This is a genomic window from Burkholderia sp. AU45388, from assembly GCF_030481585.1.
GTDB lineage: Bacteria > Pseudomonadota > Gammaproteobacteria > Burkholderiales > Burkholderiaceae > Burkholderia > Burkholderia sola.
In genome coordinates, this window is sequence record NZ_JAUJPV010000002.1 from 663625 (window position 1) to 681701 (window position 18077).

General features: G+C 68.8%; 17 protein-coding genes and 1 pseudogene. 15 read left to right on the forward strand and 3 right to left on the reverse strand.

Annotated features, from left to right (window positions below; genetic code table 11):
• Positions 1-49 precede the first annotated feature (49 nt).
• The 7 genes from QZM72_RS06910 to QZM72_RS06940 all read left to right on the forward strand — a co-directional run bounded on the left by QZM72_RS06910 (position 50) and on the right by QZM72_RS06940 (position 6753).
• Positions 50-547, forward strand: coding sequence for a hypothetical protein (locus QZM72_RS06910; RefSeq protein WP_089469052.1), 498 nt, complete (start codon positions 50-52; stop codon positions 545-547).
• Positions 547-1926: a tripartite tricarboxylate transporter permease gene (locus tag QZM72_RS06915; protein ID WP_301737627.1), complete on the forward strand. Its 1380-nt coding sequence runs from the start codon at positions 547-549 to the stop codon at positions 1924-1926. Before QZM72_RS06910 ends, QZM72_RS06915 begins: the two co-directional genes overlap by 1 nt.
• Before the next feature lie 256 nt (positions 1927-2182).
• Positions 2183-3226, forward strand: coding sequence for an alpha/beta fold hydrolase (locus QZM72_RS06920; protein WP_089469054.1), 1044 nt, complete (start codon positions 2183-2185; stop codon positions 3224-3226).
• Positions 3226-3771: a cytochrome P460 family protein gene (locus QZM72_RS06925; protein ID WP_089469055.1), complete on the forward strand. Its 546-nt coding sequence runs from the start codon at positions 3226-3228 to the stop codon at positions 3769-3771. Before QZM72_RS06920 ends, QZM72_RS06925 begins: the two co-directional genes overlap by 1 nt.
• 282 nt (positions 3772-4053) lie before the next feature.
• A complete protein-coding gene (locus QZM72_RS06930) occupies positions 4054-4401 on the forward strand; it encodes a DUF4148 domain-containing protein (protein WP_089469056.1) in 348 nt (115 codons plus the stop codon).
• Between the two features lie 83 nt (positions 4402-4484).
• Positions 4485-5276 carry an alpha/beta fold hydrolase gene (locus tag QZM72_RS06935; protein WP_301737628.1) on the forward strand — a complete coding sequence of 264 codons (792 nt, stop codon included), beginning with the start codon at positions 4485-4487 and terminating at the stop codon, positions 5274-5276.
• A gap of 76 nt (positions 5277-5352) precedes the next feature.
• A complete protein-coding gene (locus QZM72_RS06940) occupies positions 5353-6753 on the forward strand; it encodes an amidase family protein (protein ID WP_301737629.1) in 1401 nt (466 codons plus the stop codon).
• A 296-nt stretch (positions 6754-7049) separates the two neighbouring features.
• Here the strand turns inward: QZM72_RS06940 and QZM72_RS06945 are convergent, their stop codons facing one another.
• Positions 7050-8342 (reverse strand): hypothetical protein, encoded by a 1293-nt coding sequence (locus tag QZM72_RS06945; protein ID WP_301737630.1) that lies wholly within the window; start codon positions 8340-8342, stop codon positions 7050-7052.
• Positions 8343-8421: 79 nt separating this feature from the next.
• On the opposite strand from QZM72_RS06945, the gene QZM72_RS06950 reads away from it, so the two are divergent.
• From QZM72_RS06950 to QZM72_RS06975, 6 genes and pseudogenes are all read left to right on the forward strand, one after another.
• Complete coding sequence (locus QZM72_RS06950; RefSeq protein WP_179233474.1) at positions 8422-8598, forward strand: hypothetical protein; 177 nt, start codon at positions 8422-8424, stop codon at positions 8596-8598.
• A 51-nt stretch (positions 8599-8649) separates the two neighbouring features.
• Positions 8650-9369 (forward strand): SDR family oxidoreductase, encoded by a 720-nt coding sequence (locus QZM72_RS06955; RefSeq protein WP_089469059.1) that lies wholly within the window; start codon positions 8650-8652, stop codon positions 9367-9369.
• Positions 9370-9505: 136 nt separating this feature from the next.
• Entirely contained in the window at positions 9506-11455 is a 1950-nt protein-coding gene (locus QZM72_RS06960) for an arylsulfatase (protein WP_301737631.1), read from the forward strand.
• 16 nt (positions 11456-11471) lie between these two features.
• Positions 11472-12521, forward strand: a complete 1050-nt coding sequence (locus QZM72_RS06965) for a formylglycine-generating enzyme family protein (RefSeq protein ID WP_301737632.1) — start codon at positions 11472-11474, stop codon at positions 12519-12521.
• Between the two features lie 53 nt (positions 12522-12574).
• Positions 12575-13330 carry a MetQ/NlpA family lipoprotein gene (locus tag QZM72_RS06970; RefSeq protein WP_301737722.1) on the forward strand — a complete coding sequence of 252 codons (756 nt, stop codon included), beginning with the start codon at positions 12575-12577 and terminating at the stop codon, positions 13328-13330.
• Positions 13324-13683, forward strand: a pseudogene (locus QZM72_RS06975) (flagellin N-methylase); the annotation flags it as partial. The gene QZM72_RS06970 and the pseudogene QZM72_RS06975, both read left to right, overlap by 7 nt.
• Here QZM72_RS06975 and QZM72_RS06980 read toward each other — a convergent pair.
• Complete coding sequence (locus QZM72_RS06980) at positions 13682-14572, reverse strand: hypothetical protein (protein ID WP_301737633.1); 891 nt, start codon at positions 14570-14572, stop codon at positions 13682-13684. The pseudogene QZM72_RS06975 and the gene QZM72_RS06980 overlap by 2 nt on opposite strands.
• Positions 14573-14727: 155 nt before the next feature.
• Positions 14728-15660, reverse strand: a complete 933-nt coding sequence (locus QZM72_RS06985; protein ID WP_089469064.1) for a LysR family transcriptional regulator — start codon at positions 15658-15660, stop codon at positions 14728-14730.
• 205 nt (positions 15661-15865) lie between these two features.
• Here QZM72_RS06985 and QZM72_RS06990 point away from each other — a divergent pair, with 205 nt between their 5' ends.
• Positions 15866-16639, forward strand: a complete 774-nt coding sequence (locus QZM72_RS06990) for a putative hydro-lyase (RefSeq protein WP_089469066.1) — start codon at positions 15866-15868, stop codon at positions 16637-16639.
• A gap of 87 nt (positions 16640-16726) precedes the next feature.
• Positions 16727-18025 carry an MFS transporter gene (locus QZM72_RS06995; RefSeq protein WP_089469067.1) on the forward strand — a complete coding sequence of 433 codons (1299 nt, stop codon included), beginning with the start codon at positions 16727-16729 and terminating at the stop codon, positions 18023-18025.
• Positions 18026-18077 lie beyond the last annotated feature (52 nt).

Consider the following 18077-nt stretch of genomic DNA (forward strand, 5'->3'; position numbering starts at 1 on the left):
GCGCGCCACGCCGGCCAGGCCGGCGATAGATCAATCCAGGAGGAGACACATGGAACAGACCGGTTCAAGCGCGGTCGCAACCGCGCCGCATCGCGCGCGGTCGTTGGCCGGCGCCGATGCGTCGGCCACGACGCTCGTCGAGGTGTGGGGCGACACGGTGGCGACGAAACATCTTGCGTGGTCGGTGCTGCTCGGCATCGCGATCAGCCTCGGCGCGTTCGAGATCGGCCGCGTGGTGCTCGCGTCGTTCGTCCACGACGCGGCGATCGCGCGGGCTTACGCGATGCTGATCGGCCTCGGCGGCTGCCTGCTGGCCGGCACGATCTGCGCGAGGCTGTTCAAGCCGAAGCGCACGGTGATCGAACATGCGGCCGGCGGCGCCGAGCGCCACGAGGCATTGCGGCAGCTCGCCGAAGCATCGGGCGGGCTCGGCTCGACGAGCGACCTGTCGGCCAGCGCACGCGCCGAAATGGAGGAGCTCGGACTGCTCGATCTCTTCGCGTCGTACGACGCATCGTCCGAGCGCACACGCGCGGGAGGCCGCTGATGGACGCGCTGCTGCATGCAATGCCGGCCGCGTTCGCGATGGGGCTGCTGGGCGCGATCGTATTCTCCGGCATCGGGCTGATCTCGGGCACCGACGAAACGACGACGATCGCGCCGCTCACCTTGCTCGTCGCACTGCTCGGCGTGCCGCCGGCCGGCGTGTTCACGTTCTTCCTCGCGGGCGCGGTGGCCAAGCACATCACGCATTCGATCCCGACCGCGCTACTCGGTATTCCCGGCGACACGATGGCCGCGCCGCTGTTGCAGCAGGCGACGCTGTTGCGTGCGCTCGGCGTGCCGCACATCGCGCTGCGCAAGATGATCTCCGGCGCGATCGTCGCCGCGTTCGTCGCGCTGCCGCTCGCGGTGCTGTTCGCGGCGCTGCTCGCGCCGTTCGGTACGGCGATCGCGAAGGCCGCGCCGTGGGTGTTTCTCGCGGCGGCCATCGGCATCGCGTACTTCTCGGCGGGGCGCTGGGCGTCGGTGCTGCTGCTCGTGCCGTTCGTGATGCTGGTGGTCGGCTTGCAGGCGCTGACGGGCCGTTACGGCGTGAAGCTGAGCGTCAGCTACTTCCTCGGGATCGCGATCGGGCCGCTGGTGGCCGACCTGTTTTCGATCCTGTCGCCGGCCGAGCGTCGGCGCATGCGCCGCGACGGGCCGTCGACGTTCGTGCTCGCGCCCGACGTCAAAAGCTGGCGCGGCTATTTCCCGAGCCCGCTGAAGGTGCTCGACCGCGAGCAGGTCGCGTGGACGATCGGCACGGCTGCCGTGTCGAGCGCGACGTTCGTGTTCAGCCCGGTCGCGATGACGGTGCTGATGGGCGAGATCGTCGGCGCGCGCGTGCGTCATGCGTACCAGCGCCTGACGACCGTGATCGCCGCGCGCAACGGCGTGACGGAAGCGACCTACATCGCCGAGGCGCTGATTCCGCTGATCGCATTCGGGCTGCCGCTGAGCCCGGTGGCGGCCGGCCCGGCCGCGCCGCTGTTCAATGCGCCGCCGCGCTTCACGGTCGACGCGGCGTCCGGGCAGATCCACAACCTGCATACGTTGATGAGCTGGCCCGAGTTCCTCGGCTACGGGCTGCTGTCGATCCTGCTGGCGGCGCTGATCGCGTATCCGCTCGCGATGCACCACGCGCACCGCGCGGCATCGTTCGTCGCGCGCAAGCTGAGCCACGAGGCGATCATCGCGACCTTCGCGGGGCTGATCGTCGTGATCGGCGTGTGGGAAGGGCAACTGCTGGGGCTCGCCGTGATCGTGACGATCGGCCTGTTCGGCGGGATGCTGTCGCGCCTGTTCGCCTTCAACACGGGCGTGCAGTTCATGGGCTACTACGTCGCGGTGCTCGGCGTGCCCGCGATCGCCAAGCTGTTCTGACGTATCGACGTGCGGGGCCGCGTGTGCCGCGCGGCCGCCCGAACGTGGCGTTTTCCGCACGTTTTTTGAATCGCCGTGTGTCGTGTTCGCACACGGATACGTTGAGATACAAAGCCTCCTGACGGTTCGGATATAAAACCGGTGAAGCAATTCACACGGCGGCGCGGTGCCATTCGCCACCGCCGCGAACGACGACACCCGATTGCCCGCACGTGCCGCGGGCTCTTCCTTAGCGATCGACAATGGAGAACGAGTCATGACCGATACCGTGAACACCCGACGCCGCCTGATCCTGGGCACCACGCTGGCAAGCCTGAGCCTGGCCGACCTCGGCTTCGGCGCGCTCGCGCAGGCGCAGTCGGCGCCCGAGGCAGCCGGGGCGAAACGCCCGGCCGGCGTCGCGTCGCTGGGCACGATCCACCAGATCGACGCGGGCGTGCTGAACGTCGGGTATGCGGATCTGGGCCCGAAGAACGGCCCGGTCGTGTTCCTGCTGCACGGTTGGCCGTACGACATCTACAGCTACGCGGAAGTCGCGCCGCTGCTCGTCGCGGCCGGCTATCGCGTGATCGTGCCGTATCTGCGCGGCTACGGCTCGACGACGTTCCGCTCGGCCGACACGGTGCGCAACGGCCAGCAGGCGGTGACGGCCGTCGACATCGTCGCGCTGATGGATGCGTTGAAGATCGACCGCGCGGTGTTCGGCGGCTACGACTGGGGCGCGCGCACGGCCGACGTCATCGCGGCGCTGTGGCCGCAGCGCGTGAAGGCGCTGGTGTCGGTGAGCGGCTACCTGATCGGCAGCCAGGCGGCGAACGCCAAGCCGCTGCCGCCGCACGCCGAATTCCAGTGGTGGTATCAGTTCTACTTCACGACCGAGCGTGGCGAACTCGGCTACACGCAGAACCGCGATGCGTTCAACAAGCTGATCTGGCAACTCGCGTCGCCGAAGTGGCAGTTCTCCGACGAGACCTATGCGCGCTCGGCCGCATCGTTCCGGAATCCCGATCACGTGGCCGTCGTGATCCACAACTATCGCTGGCGTCTCGGGCTCGCGAAGGGCGAAGCGCAATACGACGACATCGAGCGGCGTCTCGCGGCCGGGCCTTCGATCACCGTGCCGACGATCACGATGGAAGGCGACGCCAACGGCGCGCCGCATCCGGACCCGGCCGCGTACGCGAAGAAGTTCACCGGCAAGTACCAGCACCGGACCATCACCGGCGGCATCGGCCACAACCTGCCGCAGGAAGCGCCGCAGGCCTTCGCCGATGCGATCCTGCAAGTGGAGCATCTCTGATGCGGGCCCGCGTGGGGGGATGGCGGCGCGGCGCGCGCCGTGCGCTCGTCGGGGGCGTGCTGCTCGCCGGCGCGTGGTCGGCGAGCGGCCCGGCCGCGTTCGCGCAACAGTCGACGCCCGCCGCCGCGGCCGCGTCGCCGATCTACGGCGTGACGATTCCGCCCGGCTACCGGAAGTGGGAAATGGTCGCGCCGGCCGAAGAGGCCGCACCGCTCGACGAGTTGCGCGTGGTGCTCGGCAATCCGGTGGCGATCCGCGCGCTCGAGAAGGCGACGCTGCCGTTCCCGGACGGCACGATCCTCGTGAAGCTCGCGTACAAACGCAAGCAGTCCGACGAGTTCGCGCCCGCGACGGTGCCCGGCCAGGCGACGACCGTGCAGGTGATGGTGAAGGATTCGCGTCGTTACGCATCGACGGGCGGCTGGGGCTTTGGTCGCTTCATCAACGGCGTGCCGGCCGATATCGGCCAGCATCAGACGTGCTTTGCCTGCCATCAGGCGCGGGTGAAGAACCACGATTACGTGTTCACGCGGCTCGCGCCGTGACGTGACGCGGCGGTGTGAAGGTGACGGAAAGGCGTGCCCCGCGAGGCACGCCTTTTTTCGTGGTGCGTCGCGCGGGCGAATCGCATCGCATCGCCAAGCGAGTATGTATCGCACTGTATCTGTGGCCGCTCCTGAAAAACTGGCATGCAGAAAGCCCCGTTTCGGAAACATGCCGGATACGTGCGCGGGTTCTACTGTCGACATGCAGCAAACGTTCGGTGTCACACGTTCGCACCGGACGCCCAGTGATCGACACCTCAACCTCGTTCAAGGAGAACCTTCATGAAAGCCGCTCGAATCCTCGCTGTTGCCGTCCTCGCCGTCGCCCCCGCGCTGTCGTTCGCCGATACCGGCCACAGCCTCACGCGTGCCGAAGTGCGCGCCGATCTCATCCGCCTCGAGAAGGCCGGCTACAACCCGGCCGGCAGCGAAGCGCACTACCCGGACGACGTCGCCGCCGCGGAGAACGCCGTCGCGGTTGCCCAGCAGGTCGCGCGTTCCGACCAGAACGGCCCGTCGAAGTCGCAAGGCGACAACGTGGCCGATGCGTCGGCGCCGGCCGCCCATCGCGACGCCGCGCAATCGCGCGCCGCACGCTACGCCGCCGACGACCTGTACGCGCATTCGTGATCCCGCGCCGCGCTTGCCGCATGCAGGCGCGGCCGCTCGGGAGCACGTCACTTCAACGACACGATAAACAAGGGAGCATGACGATGGCCGGTTTGATGAAACGCGTTCTGGTATCCGCCGCGATGATCGGCGGACTGTTCGGTGCGGTCGCGGCGCAGGCCGCGCCGAAGGACGACCTGAAGGGCACCAACGTCGTGCTCGTGCACGGCGCATTCGCCGACGGGTCGAGCTGGAACCGCGTGATCCCGCTGCTCGAGGCGCGCGGGCTGCACGTGGTGTCGGTGCAGAACCCGCTGAGCTCGCTTGCCGACGACGCGGCCGCGACGAAGCGTACGATCGACGAACAGAAGGGGCCGGTCGTGCTGGTCGGCCATTCGTGGGCGGGCGTCGTGATCAGCGACGCGGGCAACGACGACAAGGTGAAGTCGCTCGTGTACGTCGCGGCGTTCGCGCCCGACAACGGCCAGTCGATCGCCGACGTCACGCAGGGGCTGCCGGCACCGTCATGGGCCGGCGAACTGCGCAAGGACGCCGGCGGTTTCGCGCGGCTGTCGGACAAGGCGATCGCGCAGGATTTCGCGCCGGATCTGCCGCCCGCGCAGCAGCGCATCGTTGCCGCGACCCAGGGGCCGTGGTATAGCGGGTGCATCTCGGAGAAGGTCGCGCAAGCCGCGTGGCATGCGAAGCCGTCGACGTTCGTCGTCGCGACGCAGGACCGGATGATCGATCCGAAGCTGCAGGAAGCGATGGCGAAGCGGATCGGCGCGACGGTCGCGCGCGTGAACGCGAGCCACGTCGCGATGCTGAGCCAGCCGAAGGCCGTGGCCGACGCGATCATCGCCGCCGCCGAGCGCGCGAAGCAGGATACGCAGTGAGCGAATGCGGCGCCGCGCTTTCGTGAGGAAGCGCGACGCCGCGCGTGATTGTGATGTCTTTTCACCAGGAGAAGTCATGACCGAACTCTGGCAACTGTCGGCAACCGAACTCGCAAAACGCGTGCGGCAGCGTGACGTGTCGGCGCGCGAAGTGGCGGACGCCGTGCTCGACCGTCTCGATGCGGTGAATCCGGCGATCAACGCGGTGGTCGAACATCGCCCCGACGACGTGCGGCGGCAGGCCGACGAAATCGATCGCGCCATCGCGCGCGGCGACGATCCGGGGCCGCTCGCGGGCGTACCCGTGACCGTGAAGATCAACGTCGATCAGGCGGGCTTTGCGACGACCAACGGCACGCGCCTGCAAGCAAACCTGATCGCGCATGCCGACAGCCCGGTGGTCGCCAACATCCGCAAGGCCGGCGGGGTGCTGCTCGGCCGCACCAATTCGCCGACGTTCGCGCTGCGCTGGTTCACGTCGAATCGCGTGCACGGTCACACGCGCAATCCGCGCAATCCGTCGCTGACGCCGGGCGGATCGAGCGGCGGGGCGGCGGCGGCCGTGGCAGCCGGGATCGGGCCGCTCGCGGTCGGCACCGACATCGGCGGCTCGGTGCGCTACCCGGCCTATGCGTGCGGCGTGCACGGGATCCGGCCGTCGCTCGGTCGCGTGCCGGCATTCAATGCGTCGTCGCCCGAGCGGGCGATCGGTGCGCAACTGATGTCGACGGCCGGGCCGATCGCGCGCACGATCGACGATCTCTCGCTCGCGCTGCGGGCGTTCTCCGCACCGGACCCGCGCGATCCGTGGCATGTCGCGGTGCCGTTCGACGGGCGCGCGGTGCCGAAACGCGCGGCGCTGTGCGTGCGTCCGCGCGGCCTGGAGGTCGTGCCCGAAGTCGAGGCCGCGTTGCACGATGCCGCGCGCCGGCTCGTCGATGCCGGCTGGGCCGTTGACGAGATCGACGATACGCCGCCGATGCGCGAGGCCGCGCTGCTGCAGGAACAGCTGTGGCTCGGGGATGGCTTCGACGCGCTGGCGAACGCGGTCGAACAGGACGGCGATCCGGGCGCGGCCGCGGTGATCGCCGCCGTGCGCGGCAAGGTGCGCGATTTGCCGGTCGACGTGATCAGCCGCGCGCTGGTCCGACGCACGACGTTGACGCGCGAGTGGCGGCTGTTTCTTGATGAATATCCGGTGTTGCTGCTGCCTGTTTCGTCGGAACTGCCGTTTCCGGACGATCTCGACCGGCAAGGGCCGGACGGCTTCGAACGCGTGTGGGAAGCGCAGCTCACGTTGCGCGCGCTGCCTGCGATGGGGCTGCCGGGGCTGGCCGTCACGACGTCGGTCGTGGATGGCGTGCCGGTGGGCGTGCAGGTGGTCGCCACGCATCATCGCGAGGATCTGTGTCTGCTCGCGGGACGCGATATCGAGGCGCGTGGCGTGCCGGTCGCGGTGGTCGACCCGGTGGTATGACTGCGATGAAGTCGGTGCGCTGGTGCGGGCCGTCATGAGGCTGGCGAGCTCGCCGAGTTCGCGCAGCCATGCGCCGTCGACCATCATCACCAGCGTGACGGCGCCCGTGCGTTGCGCGAACAGGCTGCCGCGCCGTTCCGGGCGCAGCAGCCGATCGTGGCCTGCGTCGTCCCGTGCGACCGGCATCACGACGGGCACCAGCGCACTGGCGTGCTCGGTGGTGGATCGCGAACCCATTCTAGTGAACGGATGCGCGCTCGCAAGTAAAAAGGTCGTAAAGGCGTGTGAGTCGCGCGTTACGTGCACTGCCATAGATGCGCGCTGGTGCGGCACGGTGCGCACCAGAACGTGTAGTTCGCGCCGCCGCTGCCCCACAGCCATTCGCCGCCGTCGACCTGCGGAAGCTGCGAATCGAGCTGCATCGCGAAGTGCATCGTGCGGCCGCAGTCGGGACAAGCGGGATACCACGCGGACTGCACCCACGACGGCGGACCGCCAACGCGGTTCAGGTTCTGCCGGTCGTTCGACTCGCCCCAGTCCTGCCGGGTCCATCGTGCAGGGGCGGCGAAGAGCGCGACGTCGGATTCGACGAAGGCTGCCGCCGGGTAGTCGGGCTCGATCGGGGCATCGTGCTGCTGCGACGGGTGAGCGATCGCGTGGCCCGAGTCGTCGTGCCGGTAGAACAGCGGGCCGTCGCTTTCCCAGCCGAGACAGGACAGGCACGTGTCGAACGACACGGGTGTCGCGCTGTCGATGCCGGCTTCGGCGGGTTGCGGCAGTGTCAGCAGCCGGTGCAACGGCTGATGACACAGGCCGCATCGATGCGGCGATACGCCGCCGAAGTGCGCGGTCGATCGAGGCGATTCGCCTGCACGCCAGGTCGCGTGATTCGCCTGGATTTCGCGTTTCCACTTCGGCATCGCGCGAAGCGCCGGTGCACGCAGCGTGCGTCCGAAGTCGACATGCAGCGGTGCATCGTCGTGCAATGCACGCAACGTGCCGTGCTCCAGCGTGTAGCCCGCGGACATGAGCGCGTTCGCGGCTTGCTCCGGATCGTCCGGGAACAGCCGGCCCGCTGCGTCGAGCACGGCTGCCGGTCGCCGCGAATGGAGCAGCGCGACGGCGCGTGCGCGTGCCGCATCGTCAAGGGCTGGGGCTTCCGCCAGCCGTTGGCGCCACGCATCGATCGTCGCGGGATCGAGCGCCCGCCACGCGTGTTCGGCGAGATACAGGCTCGGTGATCGCCGGGCGAGGGCCACGTCGAGCAGTGCGTCCCAATGACCGGCGAACACCTGTGGCGAGCGCAGCGCCACGCTCGACAGCACATTCGCGAGCCGCGCATTCCACGCGCCTTCGAGCACCCGTCGCCATGCTTCGGAGGCAACCTGATCGAACGCGGCGCCGTCCATCAGGTCGAGTGCGGCGTCGATGAACGTCGCATGCGGCAACGTGCGATCGAACGATGCGATCACCAGATCGACGAGTGCGGTCGGCTCTTCGCGCCGCAGCGCCAGCATCCGCGACATCGGGTCGTTGCCGGTCCAGCCGAGGCGTTCGTAGTCGTCAAGAATGGTTTGTGCGGTAGACATGGGAGCGGAACGGTGGGGGAACTTCATCTTACCCGAGCAAGGTAGCGGCTCCGTATACGGTCGATCCAAAGAAAAACGCGTGACGACTTTCGTCGCCACGCGTTTTCCGTCACTACATGATCAACGTTTTCACGCCAAGGACGGCGAGGGTATGGAGAACGTTGTAGCGACCGCTCGACGCGACGACGGCGACGACGACCATACGCGTTTCCCATCGCTGCGGCACAATCGCCCGGAGCACGCGCACGCCGGATGACTACAGGCGTGTCGCGCCATTTCCTCCGCCTTCCTCGTCAAGAGCACGTCCATGTCATCCCGCACTTATCTCGTCACCGGCGCGTCGCGCGGCATCGGCTTCGCGATCAGCACCACACTCGCCCGCCGCGGCCATCGCGTCGTCGGCCTCGCTCGCCATGCGCAGGGCGTCGACTTCCCCGGCGAATTGCTCGCGTGCGATCTCGCCGATATCGAGCAGACCACCGCGACGCTCGCGCGGATCGGCGCGAGCCACGACGTCGACGGCATCGTCAACAACGCCGGCATCGCGTTGCCGCAACCGCTCGGCAAGATCGATTTCGAGTCGCTGCAAGCCGTGTTCGATCTCAACGTGCGGGCCGCGATCCAGGTCACGCAGCACTTTGCCGATGCGATGAAGGCGCGCGGCCATGGACGCATCGTCAACATCTGCAGCCGCGCGATTTTCGGCAGCCTCGACCGCACCGCGTATTCCGCCGCGAAGAGTGCGCTGGTCGGCTGCACGCGGACGTGGGCGCTCGAACTCGCCGAACACGGCGTGACCGTCAACGCGGTCGCGCCCGGCCCGATCGAGACGGAACTGTTCCGCCAGACGCGGCCGGTCGGCAGCGAAGCCGAACGCAAGGTGCTCGCGACGATCCCGGCACGCCGGCTCGGCACGGCCGACGACGTCGCGGCCGCGACCGCATTCTTTCTGTCCGACGAAGCCGGTTTCGTCACCGGGCAGGTGCTGTCGGTGGACGGCGGCGGCAGCCTCGGCGGGCGCGGCTGACGCACGTCGGCGCGGGGCGCGGCGGACGACGCGCCGCGCATATTCCCCCACCCCGTTAGCATGTGACGAATCCGACTTTGGCCGTTGCGCGCGCGACGCTAAGATCGCCGATCCCGTAGATCGAGCGTCAACAAGAATGAAAAAGTCCGCGTCGCCGTTGCATGCTGTTCGTTTCCGTGTCGTTTGCGCCGCGATTGCCGGCGCGGTGTCGCTCGCGTCATGCGGCGGCGTCGACAGCAATCCGCCGCCGCAGGCCAGCGCGACGCCCCCGGCCAAGCGCCCGAACATCCTGTACATCATGGCCGACGATCTCGGCTATTCCGACATCCATGCGTTCGGCGGCGAGATCGACACGCCGAACCTCGACGCGCTCGTCGCGTCGGGCCGCATCCTGTCGAACCACCACACGGGCACCGTCTGCGCGATCACGCGCGCGATGCTGGTGTCCGGCACCGATCACCATCTCGTCGGCGAAGGCACGATGGGCGTGCCGACCGACGAGCGGCGCGGGCTGCCGGGCTACGAGGGCTACCTGAACGATCGCGCGCTGTCGTTCGCGCAACTGCTGAAGGACGCCGGCTATCACACGTATATCGCGGGCAAGTGGCACATCGGCTCGGGCATCGTCGGCAGCGCGACGGGCGGCGGGCAGACACCCGACCAGTGGGGTTTCGAGCGCAGCTACGTGCTGCTCGGCGGCGCGGCGACGAACCACTTCGCGCACGAGCCGGCCGGCTCGTCGAACTACACGGAAGACGGCCGCTACGTGCAGCCGGGCCAGCCCGGGCAACCGGGTGGCACGGGCGGCAGCCCGGCCGTGTTCTATTCGACCGATTTCTATACGCGGAAGCTGATCTCGTACATCGACGCGAACAAGCAGGACGGCAAGCCGTTCTTCGCGTACGCGGCCTACACGTCGCCGCACTGGCCGCTGCAGGTGCCTGATCCGTGGCTGCACAAGTACGCGGGCGTGTACGACGCCGGCTACGATGCGATCCGCAACGCGCGGATCGCGCGGCAGAAGGCGCTCGGCCTGATTCCCGCCGATTTCAAGCCGTTCGACGGGCTGCCGGAGACGACGGCGGCATCGCCCGCGACCGCGAACAACGGCACGGCCAGCGCGAAGTACATCAACGCGGTGCATTCGGCCGGGGACGGCTACGGCGACTACGGCCCCGGCAAGGTCGACAAGCTGTGGTCGAGCCTGTCGCCGGCCGAGCGCAAGGCCCAGGCACGCTACATGGAAATCTACGCGGGGATGGTCGAGAACCTCGACTACAACATCGGACTCCTGATCCAGCATCTGAAGGACATCGGCGAATACGACAACACGTTCATCATGTTCCAGTCGGACAACGGCGCGGAAGGCTGGCCGATCGATTCCGGCGCGGACCCGACCGCGACCGACACCGCGAACGCGCAGGAGCCGACCTATTCGGCGCTCGGCACCGACAACGGCAAGCAGAACGCGCAGCGCCTGCAGTACGGGCTGCGCTGGGCCGAAGTGAGCGCGGCGCCGTTCCGGCTCACGAAGGGCTATTCGGGCGAAGGCGGCGTGTCGACGCCGACGATCGTGCACCTGCCCGGCCAGTCGCAGCCGTTGACGACGCTGCGCGCGTTCACGCACGTGACCGACAACGCGGCGACCTTCCTCGCGATCGCGGGCGTCACGCCGCCGTCGCAGCCGGCGCCGCCGCTGGTGAACACGCTGACGGGCGTCGATCAGAACAAGGGCAAGGTGGTCTACAACAACCGCTACGTGTATCCGGTGACGGGCCAGTCGCTGTTGCCGGTACTCACCGGTTCGGCGACGGGCGAAGTGCATACGACGCCATTCGGCGACGAAGCGTATGGCCGCGCGTATCTGCGCAGCGCCGACGGTCGCTGGAAGGCATTGTGGACGGAGCCGCCGCTCGGCCCGCTCGACGGTCACTGGCAGCTTTACGATCTCGCGGCGGACCGCGGCGAGACGACCGACGTGTCCGCACGGAACCCGTCGGTGATCGGCACGCTGGTCGACCAGTGGAAGGCGTACATGAGCAACGTCGGCGGCGTCGAACCGCTGCGTCCGCGCGGCTACTACTGATCCCGGGAGCGACACGATGCGGCTCCGCTTCTGGACGATCGGCGCGGCGCTGGCCGCCACGCTGTTCGCCGCCGCGTTCGCGGTGGGTTACGCGAATCCGGCGGCGCCGGCAGGCGGCGCGTTCGACACGCCGAATCGCGGCCGCGCGCTCGCGCCGCTCGGTTCGGAGCGCGAGTGCAAGCGCTATTCGGGGCTGCCGGCGAAGTGGCGCGACGATCCGAAGGCGGGCATGGTGCACCTGCACGGCGGCGCGTTCGTGTTCGGCAGCACGCGCGGCTATGCGGACGAGCGTCCGGCCGGCGACGGCAAGATGCGTGTCGGCGGCTTCTGGATCGACCAGACCGACGTGACGATCGCGCAGTTCGCCGTATTCGTGCAGGCCACCGGTTACGTGACCGAGGCCGAGCAGCAGGGTGGCGCGGCGGTGTTCCATGTGCCGACGCGCGACGAGCTGAATGCACGCGACCTCGCGTGGTGGTCGTGGGTGAAGGGGGCGTCGTGGCGGCACCCGCGCGGGCCCGGCAGCGACGTGGACGGGCTCGGCAACCTGCCGGTAACGCTCGTCACGCAACGCGATGCGCTCGCGTATGCGCGCTGGCTCGGCCGCGACCTGCCGACCGAGGCCGAATGGGAATACGCGGGCAAGGCCGGCCGCGACGACACATCGCTCGATGCGGCGCCGCGCGACGCGAACGGCCAGCCGGCCGCGAACTACTGGCAGGGCGCGTTTCCGGTGCTCGATACGGCCGAGGACGGTCATGCGGGGCTGGCGCCCGTCGGCTGCTACGCGGCGAACGGCTTTCGTCTTTACGACATGATCGGCAACGCATGGGAATGGACGAAGGATCCGTACACGGGCCCGCATCAGTCGCATACGAACGGCGACACGGCAGCCGTCGCACCGCCGACGCGCCGGCACGATACGCCGATGGTCATCAAGGGCGGCTCGTTTCTGTGTTCGCGCGATTACTGCGTGCGCTATCGCGCGTCGTCGCGCGAACGGCAGGAAGCCGATCTCGGTGCGTCGCATATCGGATTCCGAACGATCCTGAGGGACGGGTCGTGACGACGGGCATCGGGCGATTCGTTGCAGCGTGGCTGTTCGCTGTGTGCGCGGTGATGCAGCAGGGTTCGGCGATGGCCGCCGAAGCCGCGGTGCCGGCCGTGCGCGTCGGCGTCACGCGCGGCGTGCATGCGCAGATCCTCGACGAAGTGAAGCGGGTGGCCGCCGCGCGCGGGCTCGGTGTCGACGTCGTCGAATTCGACGATGCGTCGCGCATCGACACGGCACTGGTCGACGGGCGGATCGACGCGGCCAGCTTCGAGGATGCGCAGCGCCTGAGCGCTACGCGCGCGGCGAAAGGCTATGCGCTGAGCGCCGTCGCGCCGACCGTCACGCTGCCGCTGGCGTTCTATTCGCGCAAGCTGAAGAACCTGAACGAACTGCAACCCGGCGCGACGGTCGCGCTGCCCGCCGATCCGCGCGGGATGGGGCGCGCGCTCGTGCTGCTGCAGAACGACACGCTGGTGACGCTGCGCGAAAAAGCCGGCCTGCGTGCGACGCTGCGCGACGTGACGGGCAACCGGCTCGCGCTGAAATTCGTCGCGCTGCGCGGCGACCGCCTTTACGCGGCGCTCGATACGGCCGCGTTCGTCGCGATCGACAGCGACGACGCGGCCCGCGCCGGGCTGCAGCCCGCCCGCGACAGCATCAGCCTCGAGGACGCCCGCTCGCCGTATGCGAACGTGCTCACGGTGCGCGACGCCGATCGCGCGAAGCCGTGGGTCGCGCAACTCGTCGCCGCGTATCACTCGGACGACGTCGCGCGCTTCATCCTCACGCGCTACCAGGATTCGGTGCGGCGTCCTTGGTAGACACCTACCCGCTTGCGTGCACCGCGTGCGGCCGGCTGTTGCAACAGCGCGCCGACGCTGTCGTTGCGCGAACTGTTCCGGCATCGGTATCGCTTCGTCGGCGCGTTGACGATCCGCCGCGTGCCGAAGCGGCGGATCGGCGAACGCTGGCGGGCGGGCGCGAGCATGCGCTCGATGCGGACGACGTCGCGGCGGCCGATGCGCTGGCCGACCGGCTGTTTCATCGCGGCGGCGGCGTGCAGGGCGAATGGCTCGCGCTGACGCTGCAAGGCTACGACTATCCGTCGCTGGGCCGTTGCGCGGCGCTCGCCGACGACGGCCGCTGCGGCGTGCACGCGAACAAGCCGCCGGTCACGCGGCCGCGCCGGTTTCTCCTGGCGTCGCCGGTTCGTGCGCCGCGCGCTCCCAGATCGGGAACGTCGCGTTCTGGATCGACGTCTGCGCGTCGATGACCTTGCGGTGGTCGATGCCGGGCAGGTCGAGCAGCCGGTCGACCGCGGCCTTCGCGCCTTCGGCATCCTGCGGGAAGGCACACGCGAATTGCTGGTTCGTATCGAACAGAATCCACCAGACATCCGACGCGAACGGCCCCTGGTCGTTGGTTTCGATCACGATCGCGCCGAGATCGGCGAGCGCGATGCCGCGCGTCGCCCCGGTTCCGTCGGTCGCTTCGATGCGCGTATCGGTTGCCGTCACGGTCCAGCCGCTTTGCCGGGCAGGCGGCCGGGGCGATGACGGCGCGGCATTCGGCCGGGCCGGGCTGCCGGTGCCGGTGACAGCGCCGTTCGGTACGACCCCATCCATGGCCCCGACGGCACGGCTCGGCGTCACGCCATCCTGCCGTTTGAGCCCGTCGATCCACGGCAGCGCGGCGGCGCCGACCATCGCCGCGATCCACAGGTAGTACCCGGCCCCGAACGTGCGGATCGTTTCGTAGTTCGCGTCGGTCGGGATCGTATGCCAGCCGAGCGCGAAGACCACGACCACGGCCAGCAGCGCCGACACGGTACGGCTCGGCCGCAGCAGCGCGACCACGAGTAGCGGATTGCCGAGCCACGCGAATTGGAGGTCGAGGATCGCGAGCGGCCCGAGCGCGAGCACCGTGTAGCCGCGCCACCAGCTCACGGCGCCGGCCGCATTCGGCGGTTCGGCCGCGACGGGCAGCAGCAGCGACGCGACATACAGCGCGACGATCACGACGCGCGCGAGGTTCAGGCGGGACGGAGCGGAGCGAATCTGCATGTTGCCTTCTTGTGGTGCACGATCATGCGAAGCGACGAATGCCGGACGGCCGGGCCGTCATTCACGATGCACGGCGCCGAGATGGCGACGCGCCGAACGCGATTGTGGGCGATTCGCGCGGCGATGTCGAACGCGCGTCGTTCGCCGCTGCACAATCAAAGCGCTTCGACCAGCAACCGCGTGCTCTTTTCGCAATACTCATGACATGCCGCCCGCGCGGCGATCGACGCACCGTGCACGAACCGCGGCGCGTCCGCCCGTCGCGACATCGACACGACGATCGACGGCGGCGACGGCTGCAGCGGCAGTTCGACGACTTCGCCGCTTTCGATTAGCGCATCGACGAACAGCACCGGAATCGCGGCGACGCCGAAACCGTCGCGCACCAGTTGCACGATCACCGAGATCGATGGCGACCCGGTAATGCGCGTTTCCGACAGCGGCACGCCGTGTGCATGCGCGAGCGTGCGGACGATGTCTTCCAGCGCGCGATGGGGCGCGGTGCCGCGCCCGTAGGTGAGGATCGGCTGGCGCAGCACCTGCCGCGCGAGGCCGGTGCGCGTGTTCGGCAGCAGCCCGGCGCGCGCGATCCAGCGCACCGGGTAGTTCGCGAGCGCGTCGCACACGACCGACGCCTCGTCGCTGCCCTCGACGCGGATGATCAGGTCGAGCTCGCCGGCCATCAGCCGGCGCTGCAGCACGACGCTGACGTCGACGGTCAGGTCGATTTCCAGTTGCGGATAGTCGGCCGCGAGCCGCCGCATATAGTGCGGCAGCCAGCTGTGCACGACCGTCTCGATCACGCCGAGCCGCAGCTTGCCGCCCAGTGCACGCTCGCCGGAGGCGGCGGCCTGCAGTTCCTGCGTCGCCTCGACCACGGCTTTCGCATAGCCGAGCAGGTATTCGCCGTTCGGCGTGAGCCGGAACGCGCGGCTGTCGCGATCGACGAGGACAGTGTGCAGCTCGTCCTCGAGCGCTTTCAGGCGCTGCGAGATCGCGGCCGGCGTCGCATGCAGCGCTGCCGCGGTCGTGCGGAAGTTGCGCAGCTTCGCGAGCATGACGAAGGTTTCGAGAAAACGCGTATTCATGGCGGTCGGACGAGCAATGGATGCGCAGCTTGCCGGCGACGAAAAGTGAACGGGACCGGGGAAAACCCGCAGGCTCGTTAAGAAATTCTATACAACGGGCGCAAAAAAACTCGTTGGCGACAAAATTTTTTCCTTTCTATTCTTCGCCATATCCGATGACACACCACCGTCATCGCCCCGCCATCCCGATTTGCGACCGACCATCATGACGCCTTCCGAATTCCGCCAGTCCGTGCGCCGCGGCGCGTTCCGCGGCCCGACCGCAGGCCATTGCGGCCCGTTTGCCCAGGCGAACCTCGCGATCCTGCCCGACGCGTACGCGCACGATTTCCTGCGCTTCTGCCAGGCGAACCCGAAGGCCTGCCCGCTGCTGGGCGTCGGCGAACCGGGTGCGTTCCGGATCGCCGCGCTCGGCGAGGATCTCGACATCCGCACCGACGTGCCGCGCTACAACGTGTATCGCGACGGCCGCCTGACCGAGCAGGCCGAATCGCTGGAAGCGCTGTGGCGCGACGATTTCGTCGTATTTGCGATCGGCTGCTCGTTCTCGTTCGAGGACATGCTCGCCCGCGAAGGGATCGGGCTGCGCCACGTCGAGGAGGGTCGCAACGTGCCGATGTACCGCACGTCGATCCCGAACCGCCGCGCGGGGATCTTCGGCGGCCAGCTCGTCGTGTCGATGCGGCCGCTGCGCGGCGCCGACGCGATCCGCGCCGTACAGATCACGAGCCGGTTCCCGGGCGTGCACGGCGCGCCGATCCATATCGGCCATCCGCGGGAACTGGGCATCGAGGATCTGGACGCGCCCGAATTCGGCGACGCGGTGACGATCCGCGACGGCGAGCTGCCGGTGTTCTGGGCGTGCGGCGTGACGCCGCAAACCGCGCTGATGGACGCGAAGCTGCCGATCGCGATCGCGCATACGCCCGGCCACATGCTGATGACCGACATCACGAACGCGTCGCTCGCCGTGTTCTGACCCGGCCGGCCCCGCACGCGACGCACCTTCGACAGACACACCGCACCCCACGCCATTCGATCGGCGCACAACGACAGGAGCATCACCATGGAAAGCAAGACCCTCGCGGCGCCCGCCGCCGAGCCCGCGAGCCGCGAGCGCAGCGGCCTGTTCTCGTGGTACGCGGATGCGCAGCCGCGCGAACGCCGCGCGTTCTGGAGCTGCAAGGTCGGCTACATGCTCGACGGGATGGACACGCAGATGCTGTCGTTCGTGATCCCGACGCTCGTCGCGACCTGGGGCATCACGCTCGCCGACGCCGGCTTCATCGGCACGGTCACGCTGCTCGCGTCGGCGCTCGGCGGCTGGATCGCCGGCATCCTGTCCGACCGCATCGGCCGCGTGCGCACGCTGCAGCTCACGGTGCTGTGGTTCGCGGTGTTCACCGCGCTGTGCGGGCTCGCGCAGAACTACCACCAGCTGCTGGCGGCGCGCGCGCTGATGGGCTTCGGCTTCGGCGGCGAATGGACGGCCGGCGCGGTGCTGATCGGCGAGGTGATCCGCGCGCGCGATCGCGGCAAGGCGGTCGGCCTCGTGCAGTCGGGCTGGGCGATCGGCTGGGGGCTGTGCGCGCTGCTGTATGCGCTGCTGTTCTCCGTGCTGCCGGCCGAGCAGGCCTGGCGCGCGCTGTTCCTCGTCGGACTCGCGCCCGCGCTGCTGGTCGTCGCGATCCGCCGCTACGTGAAGGAGCCGGACGTCTACGAGAAGGAGAAGGCCGCGCAGGCGAAGGTGACCGACGCGCCGCGCCTCACCGAGATCTTCGCGCCGAAGCTGATCACGACGACGCTGCGCGCGGCGCTGCTGACGACCGGCGCGCAGGGCGGCTACTACGCGATCACGACGTGGTTGCCGACCTTCCTGAAGACCGAACGGCACTTGACGGTGATGGGCACCGGCGGCTATCTCGCGATGATCATCTTCGGTTCGTGGGTCGGCTACCTGACGAGCGCGTATCTGACCGACCGCCTCGGCCGCAAGCCGAACTTCATCCTGTTCGCGGTCGGCTCGATGGTGATCGCGTTCGCGTACACGTCGCTGAACCTGACCAACGCGTCGATGCTGTGGCTCGGCTTCCCGCTCGGCTTCTTCGCATCGGGCATCTTCTCGGGGATGGGCGCGTTCCTCACCGAATTGTTCCCGACCCGCGTGCGCGGCTCCGGCCAGGGCTTCTGCTACAACGTGGGCCGCGCGATCGGTGCGCTGTTCCCGTTCCTGATCGGCGCGCTGTCCAAGCAGTACGGGCTCGGCACGAGCATCGGCCTCTTCGCGGTCGCCGCCTACGGCGTGGTGATCGTCGCCGCGCTGACGCTGCCCGAGACCCGCGGCCGCGAACTCGACGCCGCCTGACCGACGGCAGCCGCGGGGCGTCCGGCCCCGCGTTTTTCTTTCCCTTTCATCG

Coding starts and splice junctions, on each gene's coding strand:
- QZM72_RS06915 (WP_301737627.1), top strand. CDS start 547: ATGGACGCGCTGCTGCATGCAATGCCGGCCGCGTTCGCGATGGGGCTG.
- QZM72_RS06920 (WP_089469054.1), top strand. CDS start 2,183: ATGACCGATACCGTGAACACCCGACGCCGCCTGATCCTGGGCACCACG.
- QZM72_RS06985 (WP_089469064.1), bottom strand. CDS start 15,660: ATGAATACGCGTTTTCTCGAAACCTTCGTCATGCTCGCGAAGCTGCGC.
- QZM72_RS06990 (WP_089469066.1), top strand. CDS start 15,866: ATGACGCCTTCCGAATTCCGCCAGTCCGTGCGCCGCGGCGCGTTCCGC.
- QZM72_RS06935 (WP_301737628.1), top strand. CDS start 4,485: ATGGCCGGTTTGATGAAACGCGTTCTGGTATCCGCCGCGATGATCGGC.
- QZM72_RS06955 (WP_089469059.1), top strand. CDS start 8,650: ATGTCATCCCGCACTTATCTCGTCACCGGCGCGTCGCGCGGCATCGGC.
- QZM72_RS06910 (WP_089469052.1), top strand. CDS start 50: ATGGAACAGACCGGTTCAAGCGCGGTCGCAACCGCGCCGCATCGCGCG.
- QZM72_RS06965 (WP_301737632.1), top strand. CDS start 11,472: ATGCGGCTCCGCTTCTGGACGATCGGCGCGGCGCTGGCCGCCACGCTG.
- QZM72_RS06960 (WP_301737631.1), top strand. CDS start 9,506: ATGAAAAAGTCCGCGTCGCCGTTGCATGCTGTTCGTTTCCGTGTCGTT.
- QZM72_RS06995 (WP_089469067.1), top strand. CDS start 16,727: ATGGAAAGCAAGACCCTCGCGGCGCCCGCCGCCGAGCCCGCGAGCCGC.
- QZM72_RS06925 (WP_089469055.1), top strand. CDS start 3,226: ATGCGGGCCCGCGTGGGGGGATGGCGGCGCGGCGCGCGCCGTGCGCTC.
- QZM72_RS06930 (WP_089469056.1), top strand. CDS start 4,054: ATGAAAGCCGCTCGAATCCTCGCTGTTGCCGTCCTCGCCGTCGCCCCC.
- QZM72_RS06940 (WP_301737629.1), top strand. CDS start 5,353: ATGACCGAACTCTGGCAACTGTCGGCAACCGAACTCGCAAAACGCGTG.
- QZM72_RS06945 (WP_301737630.1), bottom strand. CDS start 8,342: ATGTCTACCGCACAAACCATTCTTGACGACTACGAACGCCTCGGCTGG.
- QZM72_RS06970 (WP_301737722.1), top strand. CDS start 12,575: ATGCAGCAGGGTTCGGCGATGGCCGCCGAAGCCGCGGTGCCGGCCGTG.
- QZM72_RS06980 (WP_301737633.1), bottom strand. CDS start 14,572: ATGCAGATTCGCTCCGCTCCGTCCCGCCTGAACCTCGCGCGCGTCGTG.